The 22,568-nt window shown below is 64.8% G+C and carries 22 protein-coding genes and 1 tRNA gene; 10 read left to right on the forward strand and 13 right to left on the reverse strand.

Annotation, left to right across the window (positions count from 1 at the left end):
* Nucleotides 1-7 precede the first annotated feature (7 nt).
* Nucleotides 8-310, reverse strand: a complete 303-nt coding sequence (locus AB0323_RS19200) for an urease subunit gamma (RefSeq protein WP_078106942.1) — start codon at nt 308-310, stop codon at nt 8-10.
* A 201-nt stretch (nt 311-511) separates the two neighbouring features.
* On the reverse strand, nt 512-1,120 hold the full coding sequence (locus AB0323_RS19205) for a DedA family protein (RefSeq protein ID WP_366178740.1): 609 nt from the start codon (nt 1,118-1,120) through the stop codon (nt 512-514).
* 95 nt (nt 1,121-1,215) lie between these two features.
* Between AB0323_RS19205 and AB0323_RS19210 the strand changes: the two genes are divergently transcribed.
* Entirely contained in the window at nt 1,216-2,610 is a 1,395-nt protein-coding gene (locus AB0323_RS19210; RefSeq protein ID WP_366178741.1) for a CoA transferase, read from the forward strand.
* Between the two features lie 35 nt (nt 2,611-2,645).
* Here the strand turns inward: AB0323_RS19210 and AB0323_RS19215 are convergent.
* Nucleotides 2,646-2,718, reverse strand: a tRNA-Lys gene (locus AB0323_RS19215).
* Between the two features lie 715 nt (nt 2,719-3,433).
* On the opposite strand from AB0323_RS19215, the gene AB0323_RS19220 reads away from it, so the two are divergent.
* The 3 genes from AB0323_RS19220 (at nt 3,434) to AB0323_RS19230 (ending at nt 5,964) form a co-directional block, all read left to right on the forward strand.
* On the forward strand, nt 3,434-4,093 hold the full coding sequence (locus AB0323_RS19220) for a hypothetical protein (protein WP_364542128.1): 660 nt from the start codon (nt 3,434-3,436) through the stop codon (nt 4,091-4,093).
* A 238-nt stretch (nt 4,094-4,331) separates the two neighbouring features.
* Nucleotides 4,332-4,949 (forward strand): nuclease PIN, encoded by a 618-nt coding sequence (locus tag AB0323_RS19225; protein ID WP_364542131.1) that lies wholly within the window; start codon nt 4,332-4,334, stop codon nt 4,947-4,949.
* A 1-nt stretch (nt 4,950) separates the two neighbouring features.
* The gene (locus AB0323_RS19230; RefSeq protein ID WP_366178742.1) at nt 4,951-5,964 is read left to right on the forward strand and encodes an inorganic phosphate transporter; all 1,014 of its coding nucleotides are present in this window, start codon (nt 4,951-4,953) and stop codon (nt 5,962-5,964) included.
* A gap of 47 nt (nt 5,965-6,011) precedes the next feature.
* Here the strand turns inward: AB0323_RS19230 and pstB are convergent, their stop codons facing one another.
* From pstB to pstS, 4 genes are all read right to left on the reverse strand, one after another.
* Nucleotides 6,012-6,791 (reverse strand): phosphate ABC transporter ATP-binding protein PstB, encoded by a 780-nt coding sequence (gene pstB, locus AB0323_RS19235; protein ID WP_364542137.1) that lies wholly within the window; start codon nt 6,789-6,791, stop codon nt 6,012-6,014.
* A gap of 48 nt (nt 6,792-6,839) precedes the next feature.
* A complete protein-coding gene (gene pstA / locus AB0323_RS19240; RefSeq protein ID WP_366178743.1) occupies nt 6,840-7,949 on the reverse strand; it encodes a phosphate ABC transporter permease PstA in 1,110 nt (369 codons plus the stop codon).
* Nucleotides 7,949-8,881, reverse strand: a complete 933-nt coding sequence (pstC, locus tag AB0323_RS19245; RefSeq protein ID WP_366178744.1) for a phosphate ABC transporter permease subunit PstC — start codon at nt 8,879-8,881, stop codon at nt 7,949-7,951. The genes pstA and pstC overlap by 1 nt, the downstream gene beginning before the upstream one ends.
* Nucleotides 8,882-9,020: 139 nt before the next feature.
* On the reverse strand, nt 9,021-10,139 hold the full coding sequence (gene pstS / locus AB0323_RS19250; protein ID WP_366178745.1) for a phosphate ABC transporter substrate-binding protein PstS: 1,119 nt from the start codon (nt 10,137-10,139) through the stop codon (nt 9,021-9,023).
* A 282-nt stretch (nt 10,140-10,421) separates the two neighbouring features.
* Here pstS and AB0323_RS19255 point away from each other — a divergent pair, with 282 nt between their 5' ends.
* Nucleotides 10,422-11,552, forward strand: coding sequence for an FUSC family protein (locus AB0323_RS19255; RefSeq protein WP_366178746.1), 1,131 nt, complete (start codon nt 10,422-10,424; stop codon nt 11,550-11,552).
* A 41-nt stretch (nt 11,553-11,593) separates the two neighbouring features.
* Complete coding sequence (gene radA / locus AB0323_RS19260; protein ID WP_284980621.1) at nt 11,594-12,967, forward strand: DNA repair protein RadA; 1,374 nt, start codon at nt 11,594-11,596, stop codon at nt 12,965-12,967.
* A gap of 139 nt (nt 12,968-13,106) precedes the next feature.
* Here radA and AB0323_RS19265 read toward each other — a convergent pair whose 3' ends face one another.
* Complete coding sequence (locus tag AB0323_RS19265; protein WP_364542152.1) at nt 13,107-14,720, reverse strand: peptide chain release factor 3; 1,614 nt, start codon at nt 14,718-14,720, stop codon at nt 13,107-13,109.
* Nucleotides 14,721-15,058: 338 nt separating this feature from the next.
* Here AB0323_RS19265 and AB0323_RS19270 point away from each other — a divergent pair, with 338 nt between their 5' ends.
* Complete coding sequence (locus tag AB0323_RS19270) at nt 15,059-15,283, forward strand: hypothetical protein (protein ID WP_366178747.1); 225 nt, start codon at nt 15,059-15,061, stop codon at nt 15,281-15,283.
* Between the two features lie 254 nt (nt 15,284-15,537).
* Nucleotides 15,538-16,614 (forward strand): DNA integrity scanning diadenylate cyclase DisA, encoded by a 1,077-nt coding sequence (gene disA / locus AB0323_RS19275; protein WP_364542154.1) that lies wholly within the window; start codon nt 15,538-15,540, stop codon nt 16,612-16,614.
* On the opposite strand, the gene AB0323_RS19280 is transcribed toward disA, so the two are convergent.
* Nucleotides 16,611-17,330, reverse strand: a complete 720-nt coding sequence (locus tag AB0323_RS19280; protein ID WP_366178748.1) for a hypothetical protein — start codon at nt 17,328-17,330, stop codon at nt 16,611-16,613. The two genes, disA and AB0323_RS19280, sit on opposite strands and share 4 nt — an antisense overlap.
* A 162-nt stretch (nt 17,331-17,492) precedes the next feature.
* Here AB0323_RS19280 and AB0323_RS19285 point away from each other — a divergent pair, with 162 nt between their 5' ends.
* Complete coding sequence (locus AB0323_RS19285; RefSeq protein WP_366178749.1) at nt 17,493-18,461, forward strand: A/G-specific adenine glycosylase; 969 nt, start codon at nt 17,493-17,495, stop codon at nt 18,459-18,461.
* Between the two features lie 35 nt (nt 18,462-18,496).
* Here AB0323_RS19285 and AB0323_RS19290 read toward each other — a convergent pair whose 3' ends face one another.
* Nucleotides 18,497-19,165, reverse strand: a complete 669-nt coding sequence (locus AB0323_RS19290; RefSeq protein ID WP_366178750.1) for a class I SAM-dependent methyltransferase — start codon at nt 19,163-19,165, stop codon at nt 18,497-18,499.
* A gap of 259 nt (nt 19,166-19,424) precedes the next feature.
* Between AB0323_RS19290 and AB0323_RS19295 the strand changes: the two genes are divergently transcribed.
* On the forward strand, nt 19,425-19,808 hold the full coding sequence (locus AB0323_RS19295; protein ID WP_366178751.1) for a hypothetical protein: 384 nt from the start codon (nt 19,425-19,427) through the stop codon (nt 19,806-19,808).
* A gap of 35 nt (nt 19,809-19,843) precedes the next feature.
* On the opposite strand, the gene dhaM is transcribed toward AB0323_RS19295, so the two are convergent.
* The 3 genes from dhaM to dhaK are packed head-to-tail and all read right to left on the reverse strand — an operon-like array spanning nt 19,844 to nt 22,190.
* Nucleotides 19,844-20,539 (reverse strand): dihydroxyacetone kinase phosphoryl donor subunit DhaM, encoded by a 696-nt coding sequence (gene dhaM / locus AB0323_RS19300; protein WP_366178752.1) that lies wholly within the window; start codon nt 20,537-20,539, stop codon nt 19,844-19,846.
* A complete protein-coding gene (dhaL, locus tag AB0323_RS19305; protein WP_366178762.1) occupies nt 20,536-21,186 on the reverse strand; it encodes a dihydroxyacetone kinase subunit DhaL in 651 nt (216 codons plus the stop codon). The genes dhaM and dhaL overlap by 4 nt, the downstream gene beginning before the upstream one ends.
* Before the next feature lie 2 nt (nt 21,187-21,188).
* A complete protein-coding gene (dhaK, locus tag AB0323_RS19310; protein WP_366178753.1) occupies nt 21,189-22,190 on the reverse strand; it encodes a dihydroxyacetone kinase subunit DhaK in 1,002 nt (333 codons plus the stop codon).
* Nucleotides 22,191-22,568: the final 378 nt, after the last annotated feature.

Raw genomic sequence — 22,568 nt, forward strand, 5'->3', positions numbered from 1 at the left:
TGGCCTCCTAGCGGATCGGGTCGTGGACGGTGACGAGCTTGGTGCCGTCAGGGAAAGTGGCCTCAATCTGGACGTCATGGATCATCTCGGGCACGCCCTCCATGACATCCTCACGGCGAAGCAGGGTGGTCCCGTAGCTCATGAGTTCGGCAACGGTTTTCCCGTCACGGGCGCCCTCAATCAGTTCGTAGCTGATGATCGCCACGGCTTCGGGGAAGTTGAGCTTCAGTCCGCGGGATTGCCGACGGCGGGCGAGGTCAGCCGCGACCACGATCATGAGCTTTTCCTGCTCACGGGGCAAAAGATGCATCGGTTCTCCTTAAAGTTGTGCTGCAGAAGCGGACATCAGATCACTCGAGGCTCCGAAAAGCCGAGGACGTCGGGGCAGCTACTACGGTTATAACGCCAAACATCAGACATATCCAGTTCGCCCCTTCACCGCCCCTCCCGAACGAATTGTGACCAGCCTAAAGCCTTGAGATTTCGGAAAGGTTTCCGTGCTCCTTCGACATCAGGCCTTCTTGGCGCGGTGCTTCCTGACCTGCCAGACAACCAGGATCGCCACCACAATTACTGCCACCACACCCGCGGCACCCCGGCCCGCTACGCGCGCCACTTCTTCGTACGAATTTCCGGCCACAAAGCCGAGGGTCACGAACAACGAGCCCCAGATAATGCCGCCGCTGAAGTTCCAGAACGCGAAGCGCCGGTAAGGCATACGGCTGAGCCCGGCGAGCGCGGGCATGACGGCGCGAAAGAAAGCGGTAAACCGGCCCAGGAGCACCGCGACGCCGCCTTTGTCTTTGAGGAAGTCTTCAGCCTTCTGCAATTGGGCGCGTCTTTTGTCCAGGATTTTCAAGGCCATCACCCGTGGGCCGAAGTGCTTGCCTATTTCATAGCCCACGGTGTCTCCTATGATCGCGGCAGTCACCACAATGGCGATCATGCCCCACAATTCGAAGAGTCCGCGGCTTGCAATCACCCCGCCGACCACCGCCGCCGTTTCACCGGGAATAATAAAGCCCACAAAGATCGCATCCTCAGCGAACACGAGGGCGAAGACGATGCACGCGATCACGAGCGGGCTGGTGTTCAGGAGTCCGTCCAAGAGCGCATGCATGAAGACAGTCTGGCAGTTGAACGCCTTGTTGGGCAGCAGGGGACAGATCCGGATACCGTTGCTCGTTCCGTGGCGGCCCGTCGAGAATGGGTGGTGTGAACGACAGCTTCGCCGATGTGACCTCCCGCGTGTGGCACGCAATCGGCGCCGATGATGGTGATTGGCTGGCCGCTCGGCTAACGACGACCGGGCCGCGGGCGGTCCTCCCGGCCGCTTTCGACGTGACAGGACTTGCGACGGGCGCGGTTGCCTCCGCGACGGTGGCCGCAGCGCAGTTTCTCGCGGCCCGCCGCCAGTCAGGCCAGCCGGCGGTAACAGTAGACAGTCGGGAATCGTGCGCCGCGTTCGCGTCCGAGAGGCTGTTCGCCCCGATCGGCTGGACCCGTCCACCGCTGTGGGACCCCATCGCCGGCAACTATCGTGCGGCGGATGCCTGGATCAGGCTGCACACCAACTACGCCAGCCACCGCGCCGCCGTCGAACGGGTGCTGGGCGCCCATGACCGCGAAACAGTGCAGGCCGCAGTGGCAGGGCCGCTTGCCGAGGAATTGGAGACGGCCATCGTGGAGGCGGGTGGCTGCGCCGCTGTCATGCACAACCGCGGCCAGTGGCTCGCCTCGGCCGCGGGGGCGGCGACCGCGGACGCGCCGCCGCTGACCGTCGTCGAGCGCCGCTCATCCGGCGCCCGCACGCCGAACGCAATCGGCGAACTGCCCTTCGAAGGGGTGCGCGTTCTGGATCTGACCCGGGTGATCGCTGGACCGGTGTGCACCAAGTTCCTTGCAGGCTACGGTGCGGACGTGCTGCGGATCGACCCGCCGGGCTTTGACGAGGTGCCGTCGCTACTGCCTGAGACGACGCTCGGGAAACGTACCGCCGCTTTGGATCTCAGGGCCCCAAGCGACCGCGCGATGTTCGAGGAACTGCTCGCGGGTGCCGATGTGCTCGTGACGGGACTGCGAGGCGACGCCCTGAAACGCTTGGGCTACGACGACGAGGCCCTGACCGCCCTGAACCCCGGCTTGATCATCGCCAGCCTGGATGCCTACGGCTGGGATGGCCCTTGGCGCAACCGCCGCGGGTTCGACAGCCTGGTCCAGATGAGCTGCGGTATCGCCGACGACGGAGCCACCGCCACAGGCCAAGCGGAGCCGACCCCGCTTCCCGTCCAAGCCCTAGACCACGCGACCGGCTGGCTATTGGCCGCGGCCGTCGCCCGTGCCCTGACCCGGCGCCTCAGCCATTCGGTAACGGCCCGCATCCAGGGCTCACTCATCGGCACGGCCAACTTGTTGTATTCGCTCAGCCCGCCGAACGACCACCTATCCGCACCCGGGTCCAACGACGTCAGCCTCGTGGAAACGACTACCGATTGGGGGCCGGCGCGACGCGTGCCTCTTCCAGGGCAGATCGACGGCGTCGCCGCGCACTGGTCGCAGCAGGCCGGACCCCTCGGCCGTCACCAAGCCATGTGGGCCACGGACAAGTAAACCCCCGGAACCGTGCGGTTCCGGGGGTTTTTGGGTGGGCCCTGTGGGGATCGAACCCACGACCCACGGATTAAAAGTCCGATGCTCTACCAACTGAGCTAAAGGCCCCTGCCGACTGTAGAAACAGCCATAAATACTGTACCTCAAGCTCAAGGCCGTTTTGACATTCACCAGACCCCGCGCCGCCGTGACCTCTTTTGGCCCCGGCACCGACGACGACGCGCGGCCACAACGGCGTGTCGGGGCGCCGGCGGATTCAAACAAGGGGAGGAAGGCCCGCGGCGTTCTCCCCACCTTTGAACCAAACCCCGACGACGACGCGCGGCAACTCCGGCGTGTCGGGGCGCCGGCGGATTCAAACATGGGGAGGAAGGAACGCTTCACCCCCGGCACCGGCAGCAGAGAAACCGGCCCCGCAGCGTTCTCCCCACCTTTGAACCAAACCCCGACGACGACGCGCGGCCACAACGGCGTGTCGGGGCGCCGGCGGGTTCAAACATGGGGAGGAAGGAACGGGCCCCAGTCGAACTGCCTGGCGGCGGATAGGCAACGGCCCACACCACGAGACCCCGCGCCGTCGTGACCTCTTTTGGCCCCGGCACCGACGACGACGCGCGGTAACTCCGGCGTGTCGGGGCGCCGGCGGAGCCAAACAAGGTCAGGAAGTCCGCCCCGCAGCGTTCTCCCCACCTTTGAACCAAACCCCGACGACGACGCGCGGCCACAACGGCGTGTCGGGGCGCCGGCGGATTCAAACATGGGGAGGAAGGAACGAGCTCCAGTCAAGAGTGCACGAGCGAAAACACAGGAGTAGCGTTGGGGCATGAGCGAACAATCCGGACCTCCTGTGTACGGCGGAGCAAATAGGCACCACAAGCCGAAACCCTTCGCACCGGTTGACTTCGAGCCGTTTGCCGGCGGAGCGGACCCCGCGCGCGTGTCCGAAGCCGCGCACCTCGCCGCCCAGGCCCTCGTGCGGCGAGGTCGCGATAGCGATGATCCCAAGATCACCAGGCGCCTCGTGAAGCTCGCTGACGAGCAAGGCCTGGAAGCCATCGCTGAAATGTGGGCCGAGAGCCCTGCCCGGTCCCTGCCCGGCGCCTTGTGGCGGCTCTATGCGTTGCGCGCGGCCACCATGCAGGACTCCGAGCGCATCTCCGTGTACTTCAGGGCCGGCCGGGACACCGCCCAGGTTTCGCACGTTGTGGCGGGCGCCGCAGAGCCGCCGGGAGCCGATGAAATGAAGCAAATGGCGGACGCTATTCTTTCGGGAGCGTTCGACGGCGATTTCGACGTCGCGCTGGAACGCTCAGCCGCGTTTTGCCGCGTCGTCGCGCTCGGCCAAGCCACCCTCGCGGACAGCGCGGAGCATTCCAACGAAGGCCATGCAAGCAAGCTGACCCGGAACTCCCACCAGCTCGTGAAGACCGCGGAAGATCTCGAGCACGCGGCCAACGCGTGGCGCCTCGGAGAGCTGGATTGAGGCGAAATATAAGGGCGTGGAGCCGTCACAACCACCTTCGGCGCCAGCTGTCAATGTTGACTTAGCTCGGACGACGTAGAAAACTGAAACTGGTGTCGAACCGCGAAACCCCCGGGCTTCAACTTATAGCCGCTTCGAGCGGCCTACCGCCGAGAGGCGTATCCGGTTCGGCACCATTTTTATGCCCTTCGGCGAAGACGCCGCCCCACCCCCATCCCTCCCGCCTACCGGAAGCCAAATGAAGCTGCGTCTCTTCCCCCAAGAACCCGCCGGTTTGCAATTGTTGTCGCAAATGGCCCGCCAGATTCTTGAGGCAACCGGGACGCTTTCTGAGATCTTCGGAGCACCTGTCGCGGAGCACGAACGGCTTGTGGAGGAGATGCACGAACACGAGGCGAAATCCACGGACCTGCATTTCGCCCTCCTGACCCACATGCGCACGAGTTTCGTGAACCCGCTCCCCCGCGAGGACATGTACGCCCTTTCCCGTTTCCTCAACGAGGCGATGGAAAAGCTGGATGCCGCCGCTGAGCTCGTAGCCCTCTACAAACTTGACCGAGTGCCCAAGCGCGCGGCGGACCAGTTGGAGATCATCAGCCGCCAGGCAGAACTCACGGTTGATGCCATGCGCCAGCTGGACGACCTGGACGAGCTCGAGGATTACTGGATCGAGGTCCTGAGGCTGGCCAAGCGTGCGGAGCGCAGCCACCGGACCTGGGTGGCCGAGATGCTCCGAGACATGAAGTCCACGCAGTTTTCGAGGAACCGCGACGTAGCCAACCAACTAGTGGACGTCACCAAGGACATGCGCCGCGTTGCGACCCAGGTAGGCAGCATCATCGTCAAGGAAGCATGAGGTGGCGGTCGCGTTCTTCGCCCTTGTGGTGGTGCTGGCGGCTGTCTTTGCATTCCTGAACGGCTTCCGCGATGTCTCCACCGCCGTCGCGCTCTCCGTGCGGACGCGTGCCCTCACTCCGTCAGTTGCGGTGGTGCTGGCGGCCGTCTTCAACTTTGCAGGGGTGCTGCTCAGCGGCGGTTTCGCGCTGGTTTTCAGCCAGGCGTGGGTGGTTCTCCCCTCGGGAATGAACGGGCTGACAATGCTTGCGGCGGGGCTGTGTAGCGCCATCCTTTGGGGAATCTATGCTTGGTGGCGCGGTGTGCCGCTCTCCTCAACCCATGCCTTGGTGGGAGGCCTGGTGGGCGCCGGGGCTGCAAGCACAGTGATGGGAGGCAGTTCCATCCACGGAGTAGACAGTATTTTGCTGGCACAAGTGGTCTTGCCGTTGCTACTGTCCCCCGTGGTTGCCTTCCTTGGCGCCTATCTTCTCGTGTGGCCTGTCACGTGGGCTGCGCGCTACACCCAGCCCGATGTTGTGCATGGCCGCTTCCGCCATGCGCAGTCCGTCTCGGCCGCTGCCGTCGCGTTCGGCCATGGCCTGCAGGACGGGCAGAGGTCCGTAGCGGTGATCCTGTTGGGCGCTGTGGCGGCCGGGGTGTCCGACTCGAATGACCTCCCGTTCTGGGTCATCCTGCTGGTGGCTGCCATGCTCACGGCGGGAACGCTTTGCGGTGGTTGGCGCATCTCGTACACCCTGGGTTACAAGTTGACGCGGGTAGACCCGATGCGGGGATTCATTGCCCAGAGCCTGACCTCGCTGATGCTGTTCGTCGGTGCCATCGGCTTCCACTTGCCGCTTTCCACGACGCACACTGTGACGTCCGCGGTGCTCGGCGCAGGAACCAACCAGAACTTTTCCGTCACCAACCGTCGGATGGTGCTGCGGATCCTCGGGTTCTGGGTTGCGACGCCGATCGTTACCGCCGCAGTGGCGTTCGTCCTCGGGCTGGCGCTATCACCGCTGTCGCGCTGAGTTCGTCGGGCTTCTCGGGAAAGCCGGGCCCACGATCCGGCTTGGGCTTATCCGAACCGGCCGGAGACGTAGTCTTCCGTGGCCTTCTGGGACGGGTTGTTGAAGATGGTGGTGGTGTCCGCGAACTCGATGAGCTTGCCGGGCTTGCCGGTGCCGGCGATGTTGAAGAAAGCGGTCTTGTCGGAAACACGTGCAGCCTGCTGCATGTTGTGCGTCACGATCACCACGGTGTACTCGTCCTTGAGCTCATTGATGAGGTCTTCGACGGCCAAGGTGGAGATGGGGTCCAGCGCGGAACAGGGCTCGTCCATGAGGATGACCTGCGGCTCCACGGCGATGGCACGGGCAATGCAGAGCCGCTGCTGCTGGCCGCCGGAGAGTCCGGAGCCCGGCTTCTCGAGGCGGTCCTTGACCTCGTTCCACAGGTTGGCGCCGCGCAGGGACTTCTCCACGAGTGCGTCGGCCGCGCCCTTGCTGATTCTCTTGTTGTTCAGCTTCACGCCGGCAAGCACGTTGTCGCGGATGGACATCGTGGGGAACGGGTTGGGCCGCTGGAAGACCATGCCGACCTGGGTGCGGACAGTCACGGGGTCCACGCCGGGTCCGTAGAGGTTGTCGCCGTCGAGCAGGACTTCGCCTTCGACGCGCGCTCCCGGAAGAACTTCGTGCATGCGGTTCAGCGTGCGCAGGAAGGTGGACTTGCCACAACCGGACGGGCCGATGAATGCCGTGACCGATTTGGCTTCAATGGCGATGTTGACGCCTTCAACGGCCAGGAAGCTGCCGTAGTAGACGTTCAGATCCTTGACGTCGATCCGCTTAGACATGGTGTTCCTTCGGTGCTGTGGTTGGAAGTTTGCTGGTGGCCTGGGGGCTCAACGGCCGGCCTTGGGGGCGAAGATCCGGGCGATCAGCCTGGCGCCGAGGTTCAGGAGCATCACCAGGATGATCAGGACCAGCGCGGCACCCCATGCCCGCTGGCTCGACGGGTCCGGGTTGGACGGCGAGGTCGGGTTCAGGATCTGCGTGTAGATGAACGTAGGCAGCGAGGCCATCCAGCCGCCGAACACGTTGCTGTTGATGGTGGTGGCGAAACCTGCGGTGACGAGGATCGGTGCAGTCTCGCCAATCACGCGGGCGATCGCCAAGGTGACGCCTGACGCGATGCCGGAAATCGCCGTCGGGATGACCACCTTGAGTATAGTGCGCCACTTGCGGACACCCAGGGCGTAAGCCGCTTCACGGAGCTCGTTCGGGACGATCTTGAGCATTTCCTCGCTGGAGCGAACCACCACCGGGATCATCAGGACTGAGAGCGCGACGGCGGCGACCGCACCCGTCTTGGTGCCCGGGCCGACCACTGCGAAGAAGAAGGCTGCGGAAAAGAGACCAGCCACGATCGAGGGGATACCGGTCATGACGTCGACGAAGAACGTGATGGCACGGGCGAGGGCCCGGTCGTTGCCGTACTCGACCAGGTAGATTGCGGTCAGCAAGCCCACCGGAACCGAGATGACAGTGGCGAGCAAGGTGATCTGCACGGTGCCCAGGAGCGCGTGGTAGATGCCGCCGAGGACCTTCGTGCCTTCATCGACGCTCTTGTTGTCGAGGGAACCCGTGACGCCGTTCATGGAAGTCGTCAGGAAGCCGGGGGTGATGATGCCCGGGATGCCGTTCACGAGGACGGTCCAGATCACCGAAATCAGGGGCAGCAGCGCCACAAGGAAGGAGCCGACGACCAGGCACGTGGCAAGCTTGTCGCTCGCCTTGCGGCCGCCTTCGACGGCTGCGCTCCAGCCGACCAGGCCGATCGCGAAAAGGATGGCGGAGACGAGGCCCCAGCCGAAGGCGTTGAAGCCGATCAGCGCAAGGATCGCTGCGCCGAGCACAAGAGCGACGGCCAGGACGATATACGGTGCGAAAGCGGGCAACTGGCCCTTGGTCAGTGCGGAGCGTTTGCGCGCCACGGGGGCTGTGACAGTCATTAGTTGGCTCCCGAGAATTCTTTGTGCCTGGAGATGATCCAGCGTGCAATCATGTTGACACCCAGGGTGATGACGAACAATACCAAGCCGGCCGCGATCAACGTGCTGACCTTGAGTCCGCTGGCTTCAGGGAAGTTCAAGGCGATTTCCGCGGCGATGGTCTGGTTGCCGGTCTGGATCAGGCTTGCCGTTAGGACGCCGGAGGACAGGACCAGCGCGACGGCCATGGTCTCGCCAAGTGCGCGGCCGAGGCCCAGCATGATGGCGCTCACGATGCCCGGGCGGCCGAACGGCAGGACAGCCATCTTGATCATTTCCCAGCGGGTCGCGCCGAGGGCCAGGGCGGCTTCCTCGTGGAGCTTCGGGGTCTGGAGGAAGATCTCACGCGACAGGGAAGTGATGATCGGCAAAACCATGACGGAGAGGACGATGCTCGCGGTCAGGATGGTCTTGCCCGTAGCGGAGGCCGGCCCTTGGAAAATCGGCAGCCAGCCCATGTTGCTGGCCAGCCAGCCGTAGGCGGGCGAAATCTGGGGGGCAAGGAATGCCGCGCCCCATGCACCGTAGACCACGGAAGGAATGGCAGCGAGGAGGTCCACCACGTAGCCAAGGCCCGAGGCGAGCCTGCGGGGCGCGTAGTGGGAGATGAACAGGGCGACGCCGATGGCAACGGGAGTAGCGATCACCAGCGCGATGACGGCGGCGATGAGGGTTCCCACCACGATCGGCCCGATGTACGCGAAGAAGCCGTGGCCGCCCTGGACGTCCGAGGGCGGAGCCACAAGCGCCGGGATGGCCTGGATTACAAGGAAAAGTGCGACGCCGAAGAGAACCGCAAGGATCAGGCATCCCGCGGCCAGTGTGGCTCCGGAGAAGACCTTGTCCCCGGCGCGTCCAGCACCTTGGGAAGTGGTCAAGGAGTTGGTGGTCACTTCACGATCCTTCAGATTCACTCAAAAATGGCCAAGTTCCCCGCCCCGTCCGGTGATGTTTCACCAGCGCGGGACGGGGAACCTCGATATTCAGGGTAGTGGCGCCGCGGTCCGCAGCACCACTACTCCATTGTGGTCCTTAGGCCTTGGCCTTGATGGAGTCAAGAGCGGCCTTTGCCTTGTCCTGCAGCGCCTTGGAGAGCGGAGCGGACTTGGCGGAGCCGGCAGCAGCCTGCTGGCCGGCGTCGGAGACTACGTAGCTCTCGAATGCCTTGACCAGGTCGGCGGTTGCCTGCTTGTCGTAGGTGGTGCAGACGACGTGGTAGGAAACCAGGACTACCGGGTAGGCCGAGGAATCCGTCGTGGTGCGGTCGAGCTTGATGGAAAGGTCGCCGGTCGGGCGGCCGGCAACGGGCTTGCCCAGTTCAACAGCCTTGGCAGCAGCGGCAGCGGAGATCTTGACGAAGTCAGAGCCAACCTTGATCTCCGCGGTGCCCAGCTTGCCGGAAACTGCGGAGTCGTCGGCGTAGGTCACGGCACCCGGGGTGTCGGTGACGGTCTTGACGACGCCGGAGGTGCCCTTGGCGTTCTCGCCCTTCAAGGAAGCCGGCCACAGGCCAGCAGCCTTGTCGGTCCAGACAGAGGGAGCAGCAGATGCGAGGTAGTCCGTGAAGTTCTGGGTGGTGCCGGAGTCGTCAGAGCGGTTGACCGGGGTGACCTTGAGGTCCGGAAGCGTAACGCCGGCGTTCAGGGCGGCGATTGCCGGGTCGTTCCAGTTGGTGATCTGGCCGCGGAAGATCTTCGCAACGGTAACGGCGTCGAGCTTCAAGTCCTTGACGTTAGGAACGTTGAAGGCAACGGCGATCGGGGAGATGTACACCGGGATGTTGATGGCACCGTCGGTGCCGCACTTGGTCTTGGAGGTGGCCAGCTCAGCGTCGGTCAAGTAGGCGTCAGAGCCTGCGAACTGTGCGGAGCCGTCGAGGATGGCCTTACGGCCTGCGCCCGAGCCGTCCGGGGAGTACTGAACGGTGGCACCCGGGTTCGCGGAAGCGAAGTTGGTCTTCCAGGCGTCCATTGCGGCGCCCTGCGCCGAGGAGCCGATACCGGTCAGCGTGCCGGTGACCTTGACGCCTGCGGTGGTCTGAGCTGCCGACGGCGCGCCGGTTGCGTTGTCCGAACCGCAAGCGGTCAGCGCAAGGGCGCCGACTGCGAGGACCGCGATTGCCGCATTGCGGCCGAAGCGAGTTGCCTTCACTGGGATGTACCCCTTCCAGGGATTCTCTGATGCGTACCGAGGGAGAAAGTCGGCATACGAAAGATTTGCGTACGTGTTTGTACCTTGATTGACGGTAAGAGCCGCAGGTAACGGGATCGGCGGTCCAAAGTGAACGGAAGGTGAACGGCTGTGGACCATTGGCTTACATGTGCAGCGTCACCCTTGCGCTTGGCGTGCCATGAGGGATTAAGTGATGCCCCTCACTTTGCGGTTCCGTCGGCGAGCCGCACTCCTTAAGCCGCTCCTGAATAGACTTGAGCCATGACCGCCCCCCAAGGACTTTCAGCGAGCAAGAAATTCCTGCGGGCGCGGCTGCGCACCGGCTTCATCCGCAGCCGGAACTCCTTGGTTCCGGCCGTCCAGATGACCGTGTGCGCCGTGGGCGCGTACGCGTTCGCTGAATATATCCTGGGGCACTCGGGGCCCCTTTTCGCCGCGACCTCCTCGCTGATCGCGCTCGGCTTCTCGCGGGATCCGCGGCTTCGCCGGGTCGTGGAAGTCGGGTTTGGCTGCACCCTCGGGATCGTCGTCGGTGATCTGCTCCTCCACTGGCTCGGTTCAGGGATCTGGCAGGCCGCCGTCGTCCTTCTTTTCTCCATCCTGCTGGCACGTTTCCTGGACGGCGGCTCCATTTTCACCACCCAACTCGGCCTGCAGTCGCTGCTCGTGGTCTTGCTGCCCGCGCCGGCCGGGGGACCTTTCACCCGGAGCATCGACGCCGTCGTGGGCGGCGTTTTCGCGCTCCTCGTCACCATGCTGGTCCCGAAGGACCCGCGCCGGGAGCCGCGCCAGGACGTCCGCAAACTCCTGCACGAACTCTCGGAGGTCCTCCGTGAGTGCGCTGACGCATTGATCAACAGCGACTCGACCCAGGCCTGGCATGCGCTAATCCGGGGCCGGAACTGCCAACCCCTCGTGGACCGGATGCGCCAGTCCCTCAAGGCCTCAGGTGAAGTGGCCACGCTCGCCCCCGCGTACCGCCGGCACCGCGACGAGCTGACCATGCTGGAGGAATCACTGGATTCCATCGACCTCGCCCTTCGCAACGGCCGGGTGTTCGCGCGGAGGCTCACGAGCGCCATCAACCATGCAGCCTTGACGGACGAGGCGACGGACAGCATCTCGGAGGTCCTGCAGGACACTTCTGCAGCCGTCGAGGAGCTGTCGCTCGGCCTCGCGGAAGTGCACGACGGCGCCCGACGCGCCCACCTGCGCGGTGCGCGGCAGGACCTGGCCGACATTGCCACCCGGCTGCACCCCAAAATGCTGCATGTCCAAAAGCTCGAGGGCGAAACAGTGGTGATGCTCTTCCGGCCGCTCATAGTGGACCTGCTCGAAGCCGCGGGCATGGACCCCAGGGAAGCCCGCGACGTGCTTCCCCCGCTGCAGTGAGCCGCACCTGACTGTCCTACCCCTCCATTAGCCTTGTACGCATGGCTTCCAAGACCTCACGCACTTCCAAGACACCCGCGTATAAATGTGCCGAATGCGGGTGGACCACGGTCAAGTGGGTGGGGCGCTGCGGTGAGTGCCAGGCGTGGGGCACCGTGGAGGAAAGCGGCGCCACAGTAGCGCGTACGACGGCGGCAACAACGGTTTTGGAGCCGGCCCGCCGGATTGCCGAGGTAGACGGCACCACGGCCGCGTTCCTGCCCACCGGCGTCGACGAACTGGACCGCGTCCTGGGCGGAGGGCTGGTTCCCGGCGCGGTGATCCTGCTCGCCGGGGAACCCGGCGTCGGAAAATCCACCCTCCTGCTGGACGTCGCTGCGAAGTTCGCCCGCACGGGGCAGGACGTCTTGTACGTCACGGGCGAGGAATCGGCGGCCCAGGTCAAGCTCCGCGCGGAACGGATTGACGCGGTCGCGCATACCCTCTACCTCTCGGCGGAAACGGACCTCGGGCAGGCGCTGGGGCAAGTGGAGAAGCTTGAGCCGAAGCTGCTGATTGTGGACTCGGTACAGACCCTCAGCAGCGCGGATGTCGAGGGTAGCGCGGGAGGGGTTTCACAGGTCCGGGAGGTCGCGGCGTCGATCATCGCCGCCGCAAAGCGCCGCAACATGACCACCCTGCTGGTTGGCCACGTGACGAAGGACGGCTCCATCGCAGGTCCGCGTCTTTTGGAGCACCTGGTGGACGTTGTGTGCCAGTTCGAAGGCGAGCGCCATTCCCGGCTCCGCTTGTTGCGGGCGGTCAAGAACCGTTACGGGGCCACGGACGACGTCGGCTGTTTCGACCTGAACGAAGCCGGCATCGAAGGCCTCGCCGATCCCAGCGGCCTTTTTGTGTCGCGGACACGCGAGCCGGTGTCCGGTACCTGCATCACCGTGACCATGGAGGGCCGGCGTCCGCTGCTGGCCGAGGTGCAGTCGCTCCTGGCCGAAAGTGCCAGTTCACAACCGCGCAGGGCGACGAGCGGCCTGGACAGCTCGCGCGTCGCCATGCTCCTGGCCGTGCTCCAACAGCGGGCCGGCTGCATCCTGCACAAGGACGACTCCTATGTGGCGACTGTCGGAGGGGTGAAATTGAGCGAACCGGCCACCGACCTGGCGGTGGCGCTTGCCGTGGCCTCGGCAAAGGCGCGCAAAGCACTGCCCCAGCGGCTCATTGCATTCGGCGAGGTTGGCCTGGCTGGCGAGGTCCGTCCCGTTCCCGGAATCAACCAGCGCATCCACGAGGCCCAGCGGCTTGGTTTCACCCACGCCGTGGTGCCCGCCAGCCCCAACGGACCGGGACCTGTCCCGGAGGGTTTCTCGGTCCGCGAAGTGGCACACCTGGCCGAAGCCCTGGAGTTGCTGATCACCTAGCGGCCGGGTAGGGCCCGGAGTGTCGGTCCACCACCGGACATGCCCCCTGTTCAAACCAAGGATTGGACATAAGAGGATTATGTCCAGCCCTCAGCTCGAACGAGGGGCATGTCCAGGGGATTGCTTCTCCTTTGGCGGACTATTTCGCCGGGTTGTGCGTGCCGATCGGGACCAGCGTCAGCTTCGGGTGGTTCTTCTCGATCCGGCGCAGGGCCCAGACATCGTTGAACAACGCGAGGTATTCGCCGTCGGACCGCAGCAGCACCTCGGCGCCAGGGACGTTGGCGAGCGCGGGCATGGCCTCCGCCGTCGAGATCCTCGCCATCGAGTACGGGAGGCGCTCCAAGCGCATCGGGGCGTTGAAGTCGTGGGCCATTCGGTCCTCCACTACTTCGAACTGCATGGGACCTACGGCCGCGAGCACGGGTGCCTGGTCTCCCCGGACATCGGAACGGAGCACCTGGATGACGCCTTCGTGCTCAAGCTGCTCGATGCCGCGGCGGAACTGCTTGAAGCGGCTGGGGTCCTGGGACCTGGCCACCTGGAAATGCTCGGGGGCAAAGAGCGGAATGGCCGGGAACTCCACCGGCTCGTCCAGGAACAAGCTGTCCCCTACGCGGAGTGAGGACGCGTTGACCAAACCAACGACGTCGCCGGGGTAGGCCTCGTCGATGACTTCGCGTTCGCGCCCGAACACCTGCTGCGCGTACTTCGTGGCGAAGGACTTCCCGGTGCGTGTCTGCGTGACCACCATGCCGCGCTCGAAGACACCGGAGCACACACGGATGAACGCTACGTGGTCGCGGTGGGCCTTGTTCATGCCGGCCTGGACCTTGAAGACGAACCCGGCGAAGGGAGCGTCAACGGAACGCGGCTCGCCGTCGACGTCCGGGCGGGGTGCGGCCGGAGGCGCGAAGTCCACCAGGGCGTCCAGGATTTCCTTGACGCCGAAGTTCAGGGCCGCCGAGCTGAAGAGGATGGGCGTTGCCGTTCCAGCATGGAAGCTTTCCACGTTGAATTCGAGGTTGGATTCGATGACCAGTCCGGCTTCGTCGACCGCGTTGCTCCAGTCGTTGCCTTGCGCTTCGGCTGCCTCTTCCGGAGTGAAGTACTCGGTGATGGCGATGTTGGCACCGGCGTTGTTGCGCGCGAACCGTGCGAAGCGGTCGTTTCGCAGATCCCAGACGCCGCGGAAGTCCCCTGAAATGCCCACGGCCCACGTCAAGGGCATGGGCTGGAGTCCGGTGCGTTCCGTGATCTCGTCCATCAGGGCAAGGGCATCCAGGCCCGGGCGGTCCCATTTGTTGATGACCGTGATGATGGGCAGGTTCCGCTGCTTGCAGACCTCGAAGAGCTTCATGGTCTGCGTTTCCAGGCCCTTGGCGGCGTCCACCAGCATCACCGCGCAGTCGACCGCGGCCAGGACGCGGTAGGTGTCCTCGGAGAAATCGGCGTGGCCCGGGGTGTCCAACAGGTTGATCACGGTGTCCCGGTAGGAGAACTGCAATGCCGCGGAGCTGATGGAAATACCGCGGTCCTTTTCCATCTGCATCCAGTCGGAAACAGTTTCCTTGCGGTTGGCCTTGCCGCTCGACGCACCGGCGGTGCCGATGACCTTGGCGTGCAGGGCAAGGGCTTCCGTAAGCGTGGACTTGCCGGCGTCAGGGTGCGAAATGACCGCGAAAGTCCGACGCCGGGAGGCCTCATGGTGAATTTCCTGGACTCGGGCTGGGCTCAGGACTTCTTGGGACACGGTGCTACTTTCGCTGCGATCTGGGCGTTGCCCGCACTGGAACGACGGGCCGAACGTGGAATGGAGGCTGGATACGGGCCCTGCGCCGGCCGGGGGCCAACTCAGGGAGCGGCACGATTTGCGCGCCAGCCAAGACAACAAGTTTATCGCAGCCCGGGACCACGCCGGGGGCAGCGTCCCAAGGCCAGCGCTTAACAGGATCGAAACGAAGTGCACAAACCTCCGAAATCACCTCCCGATAGTTTGAATCAATGGCGGACATGTCCAGCCCGGATTGGAGCCATCCGCCAGGAAAACACCCGACCAGCCGACGATGGCATGAAAGAAACAGGGCATCAATGAAACCAGGGAATGACTTGTTCTACGACCCGTTCGGCCCCTCCCCCGCGGGGAGCCGCGCTGTGAACCAGCAAGGACACCGTCCGGACGCCGGCACAGGTGGAACCCACGCTCCTGCGCGGCAAACGCATCCGGACACCGGCAGGGCCGCGGCCCGGGAAGCCGCACTGCAGAGTGTGCGACGCGACCTTGAGCGACTCGCGCGCCTTCGGACGGCTCGCTAAGGTCCGGGGACCGAACTGAGGGTGCCGGGGACCGAACTGAAAGTGGCGGTCCGGCGGCCGCCGTCGAACGCGTTTCGAAGCACCCGCCACACAACCTCCTTTGGGGCACTTTAAGGCTTGCCTGTGCGGTTCTTGCCGGTCTATACCTCTATCATTGAGCTTGCGGGAAACCTGGCATTTTGATCCCGTCGACTCACTGCTGAAAACCGGCATACTCGCGGGCATGCCTGCCTGCACCTTTGAAGGGAACACCTATGGCTCGGAGCCCCGAAGAATCGCTCAAGGCGACTCTGGGCAGGGTGGCCCCCGGAACGCCGCTACGCGACGGCCTGGAACGCATCCTCCGTGGGCGCACTGGCGCCCTCATTGTGCTGGGAACGGACCGGACCATCGAGTCCATCTGCTCCGGCGGCTTTGAAATCGGCATCGATTTCTCCCCCACGAGGCTCCGTGAGCTCGCGAAGATGGATGGTGCCATCATCTGCGACAAGGACGCCGGGAACATCCTTCGCGCCGCAGTACAACTTGTGCCGGACTCCAGCATCGAGACCCAGGAATCAGGAACGCGTCACAGGACGGCCGAGCGCGTGGCCATCCAGACCGGAGTGCCGGTGATTTCGGTCAGCCAGTCCATGCAGATCATCGCCCTCTACGTCAACGGCCTGCGGCACGTGCTGGAGGGCTCGGAGAAAGTCCTCGCCCGCGCCAACCAGGCTCTCGCAACCCTCGAACGCTACAGCGCCCGCCTGGACCAGGTCACCAGTGCCCTGTCGGCCCTCGAAATCGAAGCCATGGTCACCGTCCGGGATGTGGCTGTCACCCTCCAGCGCCAGGAAATGGTCCGGCGCATTGCCGAGGAAATCGCACAGTACGTCCTGGAGCTGGGTGAGGACGGCAGGTTGCTGTCGCTGCAACTGGAGGAGCTCACCACCGGCCGCGGCCCGGGCAGCGACGTGATCATCCGCGACTACGCCGGCGCCGACGCCTCGCCCGAGGACATCGACGGCGCGGTACAGGCCCTTCTGGATCTTGGCCCGGCGGAGCTGATCGATCTGGGCAAGATCGCCGGGATCATCGGGTTCGCAGGGGGCATGGACGTGCTCGACGCCGGTGTGCAGCCGCGCGGTTACCGCCTCTTGTCCGGGCTGAAGTCGGTGCCGAGGGCCGTGGCCGACCGTTTGGTGGAGCACTTCGGTGGCCTCCAGCACCTCATGGCCGCCACTATCGACGATCTCATGACCGTGGACGGCATCGGCGACCAGCGTGCCCGGACCGTCCGCGAAGGGCTCAGCCGGATGGCCGAAGCCAGCCTCCTGGACAGGTTCCTCTAACCCAGCTGGAAGACCGCTTTGGTGCTCGCCTTGTTTCCCAGTACGGCTTTGAAGGTGTACGTACCAGTGGCTGGCTTGGCCGAGATTACGCCACAGCCCTCCGTCGTCCGGTTGCGTTGCCACGGGAAGTTGGCGGTCTCGCTCTTGCCCGGATCGATCTGCTTCACGAGGTCATCGCCCTTCGCTTGGCAGTCCTTGGAGGAGAAGATCCGGTCGTCGCCGCTCATCACCAGGAACTCCATCTGGGACGTGCCGACATTGACCTGGCACGGCGCTGCTCCGCCGTTGGTGATCTTCATGCTCAGCACGGGGTTCTGCCCGGCCGCATAGGCAGGCTGGTCGGTGGACGCCGTTACTGTCACCAGATTGAGGTCGCACACCGGGGTGGGCGTGGGCGTTGTGGTGGCCACGATGGGACCCGTCGACGGGGTCGGGCCCGCAGGAGCGGCTCCGACTGCCTGGGTCTTGGATGCGCCGGGATCAGCCTTGCTTGCAAGGGATGAACTCATGGCGACGACCCCGGCCACGAGCATCGCCAGGACCACCAGGAGTGCACCGAAGACAACCAGCCTCCGACGCCGGTAGACGGCAGGGCTTGTTCGTCGCCTTTGGGGCCGGACCCCACTCGCCGAATGGTTTGCGCCTCCGGTCCGGGCAGGGCTTTTCGCCGACGGCGACGTGCGCGCCCTCGCCGGTTGATTGCCCTTGTTGACCATGCTTCTAGGCTAGGCAACGCGGGGCCCGGATGGCGCCGCACCACGCCGCCGGGGCCTGATCGGGGCCAGTATGACCTACGTCATTCCCTGCCGGCTCCACTACAGTGGATGGCAGGAATCGGCCGCCAACAGGCGCCGCCACGAACCGCAGCAAGGATCTCCATGTCACTGCCAGGCGCCGCTGAACTTGCCGGCTCCCATCACCTCACGGACTTGCACCAGTCCATGGACCGCTGGTTCTCCGAGGTGGCACGAGCATTGCCGTGGAGATCACCGGACTGCAGCCCGTGGGGAATCCTGGTCAGCGAAGTGATGCTGCAGCAGACTCCGGTAGTTCGCGTCCTCCCCGTATGGGAAGACTGGATGGAACGCTGGCCGGAACCTGCGGATCTCGCAAAGCAACCCTCGGGCGAGGCCGTGCGACATTGGGGCAGGCTCGGTTATCCCCGCCGCGCGCTCAGGCTCCACGCGGCCGCCGTCGCGATCGTGGAACAGCATGGCGGCAAGGTGCCGGACACGCACGCATCGCTGTTGAGCCTTCCGGGCGTCGGCGACTATACGGCCGCGGCCGTGGCTGCGTTTGCGTTCGGGCGCCGCGAAACCGTGGTGGACACGAACATCCGCCGGGTGCATGCCCGCCTCGTTTCGGGACTTGCGCTGCCGGCGCCGTCGCTCACCGCGTCTGAGATGCGCCTCGCCGAATCGCTCATGCCCGACGACGTCAAGCTCTCCGTCCGCTGGAACGCTTCCGTCATGGAACTCGGAGCGCTGGTGTGCACCGCCCGTTCCCCCAAATGCACGGAGTGCCCTGTGCGCGATTCGTGCGCGTGGCTGGCCGCAGGTGAGCCGCCGCCGACGTACACGCCCAAAGGCCAGGCATGGCACGGCACAGACCGGCAATTGCGGGGCGCCGTCATGGCCGTATTGCGCGTGGCCGAATCGCCGGTAGCACCTGAACTGTTCGAGCGCCCCGCGGCCGATCTCGGTTTCGCCGCCGATGGCACGGCCGTCCCGCTGGCTGCCCTGCACCGCTTGAATTCAGTCCCGGAGCAGCTGGAACGGGCCCTCGAGGGGCTGCTGCGGGACGGCTTGGCCGAGATGCACGACGGCGGACTGCGGCTCCCGGCCTAGGCTTCCGTTGCGTTGGTTCCGCTACGGTGCGTCCTTCACGACGTGGCCGGGTTGCGCGTTGGCTTGCGGGCCAGAAGGTAGGCCTGCCGGGTTTTCTCGTACCTGCCGTCCGGCTCGCGGAGAAGCTGCGCTTCGACAACAAGGCCGGCCTGAAGGAGGAGTTCCGTGACGCGTTCAGGCGGCAAGCGGTAGGCATCGAGGTCGATCTCGTGGCCATAGGCGAAGTCCAAGTGCCTGGGTTCATCGCCCGCCTGAAAGGCGAGCAGCAGCAAGCCGCCGTCCCGGAGCGTCCGGTGGAATTCGGCAAACACCCCCGGCAAACGGACCGGCGGCGTATGGATGATCGAATACCAAGCGACGACGCCACCCAAGGTGCCGTCCGCCAGCTCCAGGGCCTCCATCGATCCTTCATCAAACCGCAGTCCGGGGTGGTCCTTGCGGGCTACTGCCACCATCTCCGGCGAGAGGTCGATGCCGAAAGCCGCCAGGCCGAGGGAATCCAGGTGCGCCGTAATCCGTCCAGGCCCGCAACCAATGTCGGCAACGGTCCCGCCTCCAGAAGCGTCCACGAGCTCGGCGAAAGTGCCGAGCATGGCCCGGTCAAAGGGTTTGGTGTCGAGTTCGTTGCGCAGGAGTTCAGCATAGTCGGCAGCTACCGCGTTGTAGGCGGCGCGGGTGGCATGCACATCCGAGGGTTGAGTCATGCAAAAGACCCTATTCTTTGCGGACGGCCGAAGCCCTGCCGAAACCCTGTCTTGAGGTCGCGGAGCCGCAACGATCCGCAGATGTCGGTAACGATGTGCCTGCCAGTTGCGGGCATCGGCGTCCCGGGTCCCGGCGCCGGGATTATTCTCAAGTATGCGCAGGTTGTGGGCCGCCATTGCTTTGACCACGACGGCGGCGCTCTGGTCGGGATGCGAACCTCAAGTCACAGCTTGTCCGGCAATTGCGATGGCCCCCGTAGTGTCCCTGACAATCACGGCAGAATACGCGCCAACGATCAAAACCGTCCATTTGAAGGCATGCCAAGACGGGAAATGCCGCAAGGCCGATCTGGATTTGCGGCCGGGCAGCGTGTCGGTCCCTCAATCCTGCGGACCGGAACCCGAGGGGTCATGCTCTGCCGTCACGTCACCGGACGGCACCCGCTACGGCTACCTGAACATGGGAACCCTAACGGCCTCGCCCATCGATGCCGAAGTGACTGGCACGGGCGCCAACGGCGGGACATTGCCGGCCAGGACACTGAGCTTTACGCCCATAAGCGCCAAACCGTGGGGCGATCAGTGCCAGACCACCATCACGGCAAGCCTCTTGCTCGATGCCCACGGCCTGCGGCAGGCCTGAACCCCAAGAGCCCCGTGTGGCGTCAAAACGCCGCGTCAGATCTCGCCGAATCCCTCTTCAACCAGCCGCCTGACGTAGTCCACGGCTTTCGATGAATCTTTCCCCCAGGCCTCCACCCTGAGCTTGCCGCCCTTGCCCACTGCGAGGCTCATGAGTTCCATGATGGATGTGCCATCGACGCCGTTTACGGTTGCCTCGACATCCAGGCCAGCGAGTCCGCCCGCAATTTTCGCCGCAGGCCTGGCGTGCATTCCCATGGGGTTGATGAGCTCGAACTCGCCGCTTTCCGCTGGTTCGCCCCTGCCTGGGATTTCAGCCGGCGCGGCGCCATCAAAAGCGGGCTCCGGACCAAATCGAACCGCCTCCGCGGCGGCCTTCGCTGCGGCCGCCAAGGCGCCACCCTGGGTGGCCACCGCGGCGGCAACGAGGCCCTCCACCAAGGGAGCGTCAGCAAGGAGGACTTTGTCCGGCTCGCTGCAGAACTCGGCGGCTGATTCTGCCGTCATGACCGCGGAACCAAGGTCCGTCAGGACCACCACGCCATCCCCTGCAGCCTCCCCGAGTCCCGCCTCGAATGCGGCGATCGTTTTCTCCAGGTCCGTGCCAATCCGGCCATCATCCGTGCCGCCGACGGCGTAGAACCGCACATCGGGGGCCATCTGCGCGGCCAATTCCACCGCACCTTCCGCGATCTTCCGGCTATGCGAGACCACCACCAAACCCACCGTCATTCAGCGGCCCCATCGGGGAATCCCGCGGCGGTAGCGGCTGCGCGCAACAACAGGGCAGAAGATGCAGCCCCGGGATCGCGGTGACCGGCGCTGCGCTCACCGAGGTAACTGGCGCGACCCTTGCGGGCTACCAACGGATCAGTCGTGACGGCCCCGACCTCGGCAGCCTCGGCCGCCGCAGCCAGCACGGCGACAGCATCTCCACCCGCCACCAGGACCTCGTCCGCCGCCTCGACAGCCGGAGACCAGGCATCCACCATGGTTTTGTCGCCCAGCTCCGCCTTGCCCCTGGCAACGATTCCGTCCCGCGCCGCAGTCAGTGCTCCGGCGAGCGCCGCTGCATCAACGTCCGCGCTTTCCCCCAGGGCGGTGGCTGCCCGAAGATATGCCGTTCCATACAACGGTCCTGCTGCCCCGCCCACCTTGGCCATCAGGGCCATCGCGGCCAGCTTCAGGGCTGCACCGGGTGTCTCCGGTGGAGTCTGGGCAAGTTTCTCCATGACGGCTTGGAATCCCCGGTCCATGTTTTCGCCGTGGTCCGAGTCGCCAATAGCACGGTCCAAGGCAATCAATTCCTCCCGATGCTCAGACATGAGGCGAGCGGAAAGTGTCAACCATTGGACCGCCCATTCGACCCCCAGGCCCACTGTCACATCCCCCAACGCAAGGCTGGAGTATGGACGGGCGCGTCCCAGAGTGTGGTCAGTTCGTCGTCGAGCCGCAGCACCGAAATGGAGCAGCCCTGCATCTCAAGCGATGTGACGTAGTTGCCCACCAGCGAGCGTTCCACTTTGGCTCCTCTTTCAGCGAGGATCTGGGCCGCCCGGCGGTAGACAATGTACAGCTCACTGAGGGGCGTACCGCCCATGCCGTTGACGAAGAGCAGCACTTCTTCACCGGCCTTGATCCCGAGGTCCTCCAGGACCGGGTCCAAGAGGCGGCTTGTGATGGCGTCGGCGCCCTCCATGGCGATCCGGTGCCTGCCGGGTTCACCGTGAATGCCTATGCCGATTTCGATTTCGTCGTCAGCAAGCTCGAAGCTGGGTACCCCGGCATGCGGCACGATGCAGCCGGACAAGGCAACGCCCATCGTGCGCACGTTGCGGACAACTCCTTCCGCTACGCCCGCGACAGCCTCCAAGGAATCCCCACGCTCGGCCGCGGCGCCGGCAATCTTTTCGACCAGCACGGTGCCGCCCACGCCGCGACGTCCTGCCGTATACAGCGAATCTTCCACAGCGACGTCGTCGTTGACGAGAACCGAGCGGACGCTGATTCCTTCAGCTTGGGCCATCTCTGCCGCGGTCTCGAAGTTCAGCACGTCACCGGTGTAGTTCTTCACGATGTGTATGACGCCGGCCCCGGAATCGACTGCCGCGGTGGCCGGAATGATCTGGTCCGGCGTGGGCGAGGTGAAGACGGCACCCGGCACGGCGGCGTCGAGCATTCCGTGCCCCACAAAGCCGGCGTGAAGCGGTTCATGGCCGCTCCCCCCTCCCGACACAAGCGCCACTTTGCCGGCTACGGGCGCTCCTTTTCGAACGACGAAGATGGGGTCCGTATGGACGTCCACGAGATCGGCATGGGCCATGCCGAAACCCTCGACGGACTCGTCCACCACCGAGCGGGGATCGTTGATGAGCTTTTTCATGGCGCGCTCCTGGGGCGTTGCTGGTAGGTGATTTGACCCTACTACCAGCGCCCCGGGCATGGTAGGGGAACCGCCCCTATGCGGAAAGTCCGGAACCGGAAACGCAGAAGGGACAGCCCCCAATGGCTGTCCCTCCTGAAAAACCTTCCGGTATGCGCCTGGTCAGTGCGGCGGCCCGCCCACCGTCAAACGACCGATGCTGAAGTCCTGGGCTGTTGCGTCCTTGGCCATCGAGTCGGGCCAGGGATCCGTGCACGCGGACCGCATGCAACCCCCCGTTCCCCGCTTGCGCGACTCCGGCGTGGAGCCAGGACCCGGCAGCTCGATCTGGAAACCTGAAAAGTCCGGAAACATAACGTGGTACTTCATTTCTCGCCT

The sequence above is a fragment of the Arthrobacter sp. NPDC080031 genome (assembly GCF_040702485.1).
Classification (GTDB): Bacteria; Actinomycetota; Actinomycetes; order Actinomycetales; family Micrococcaceae; genus Arthrobacter.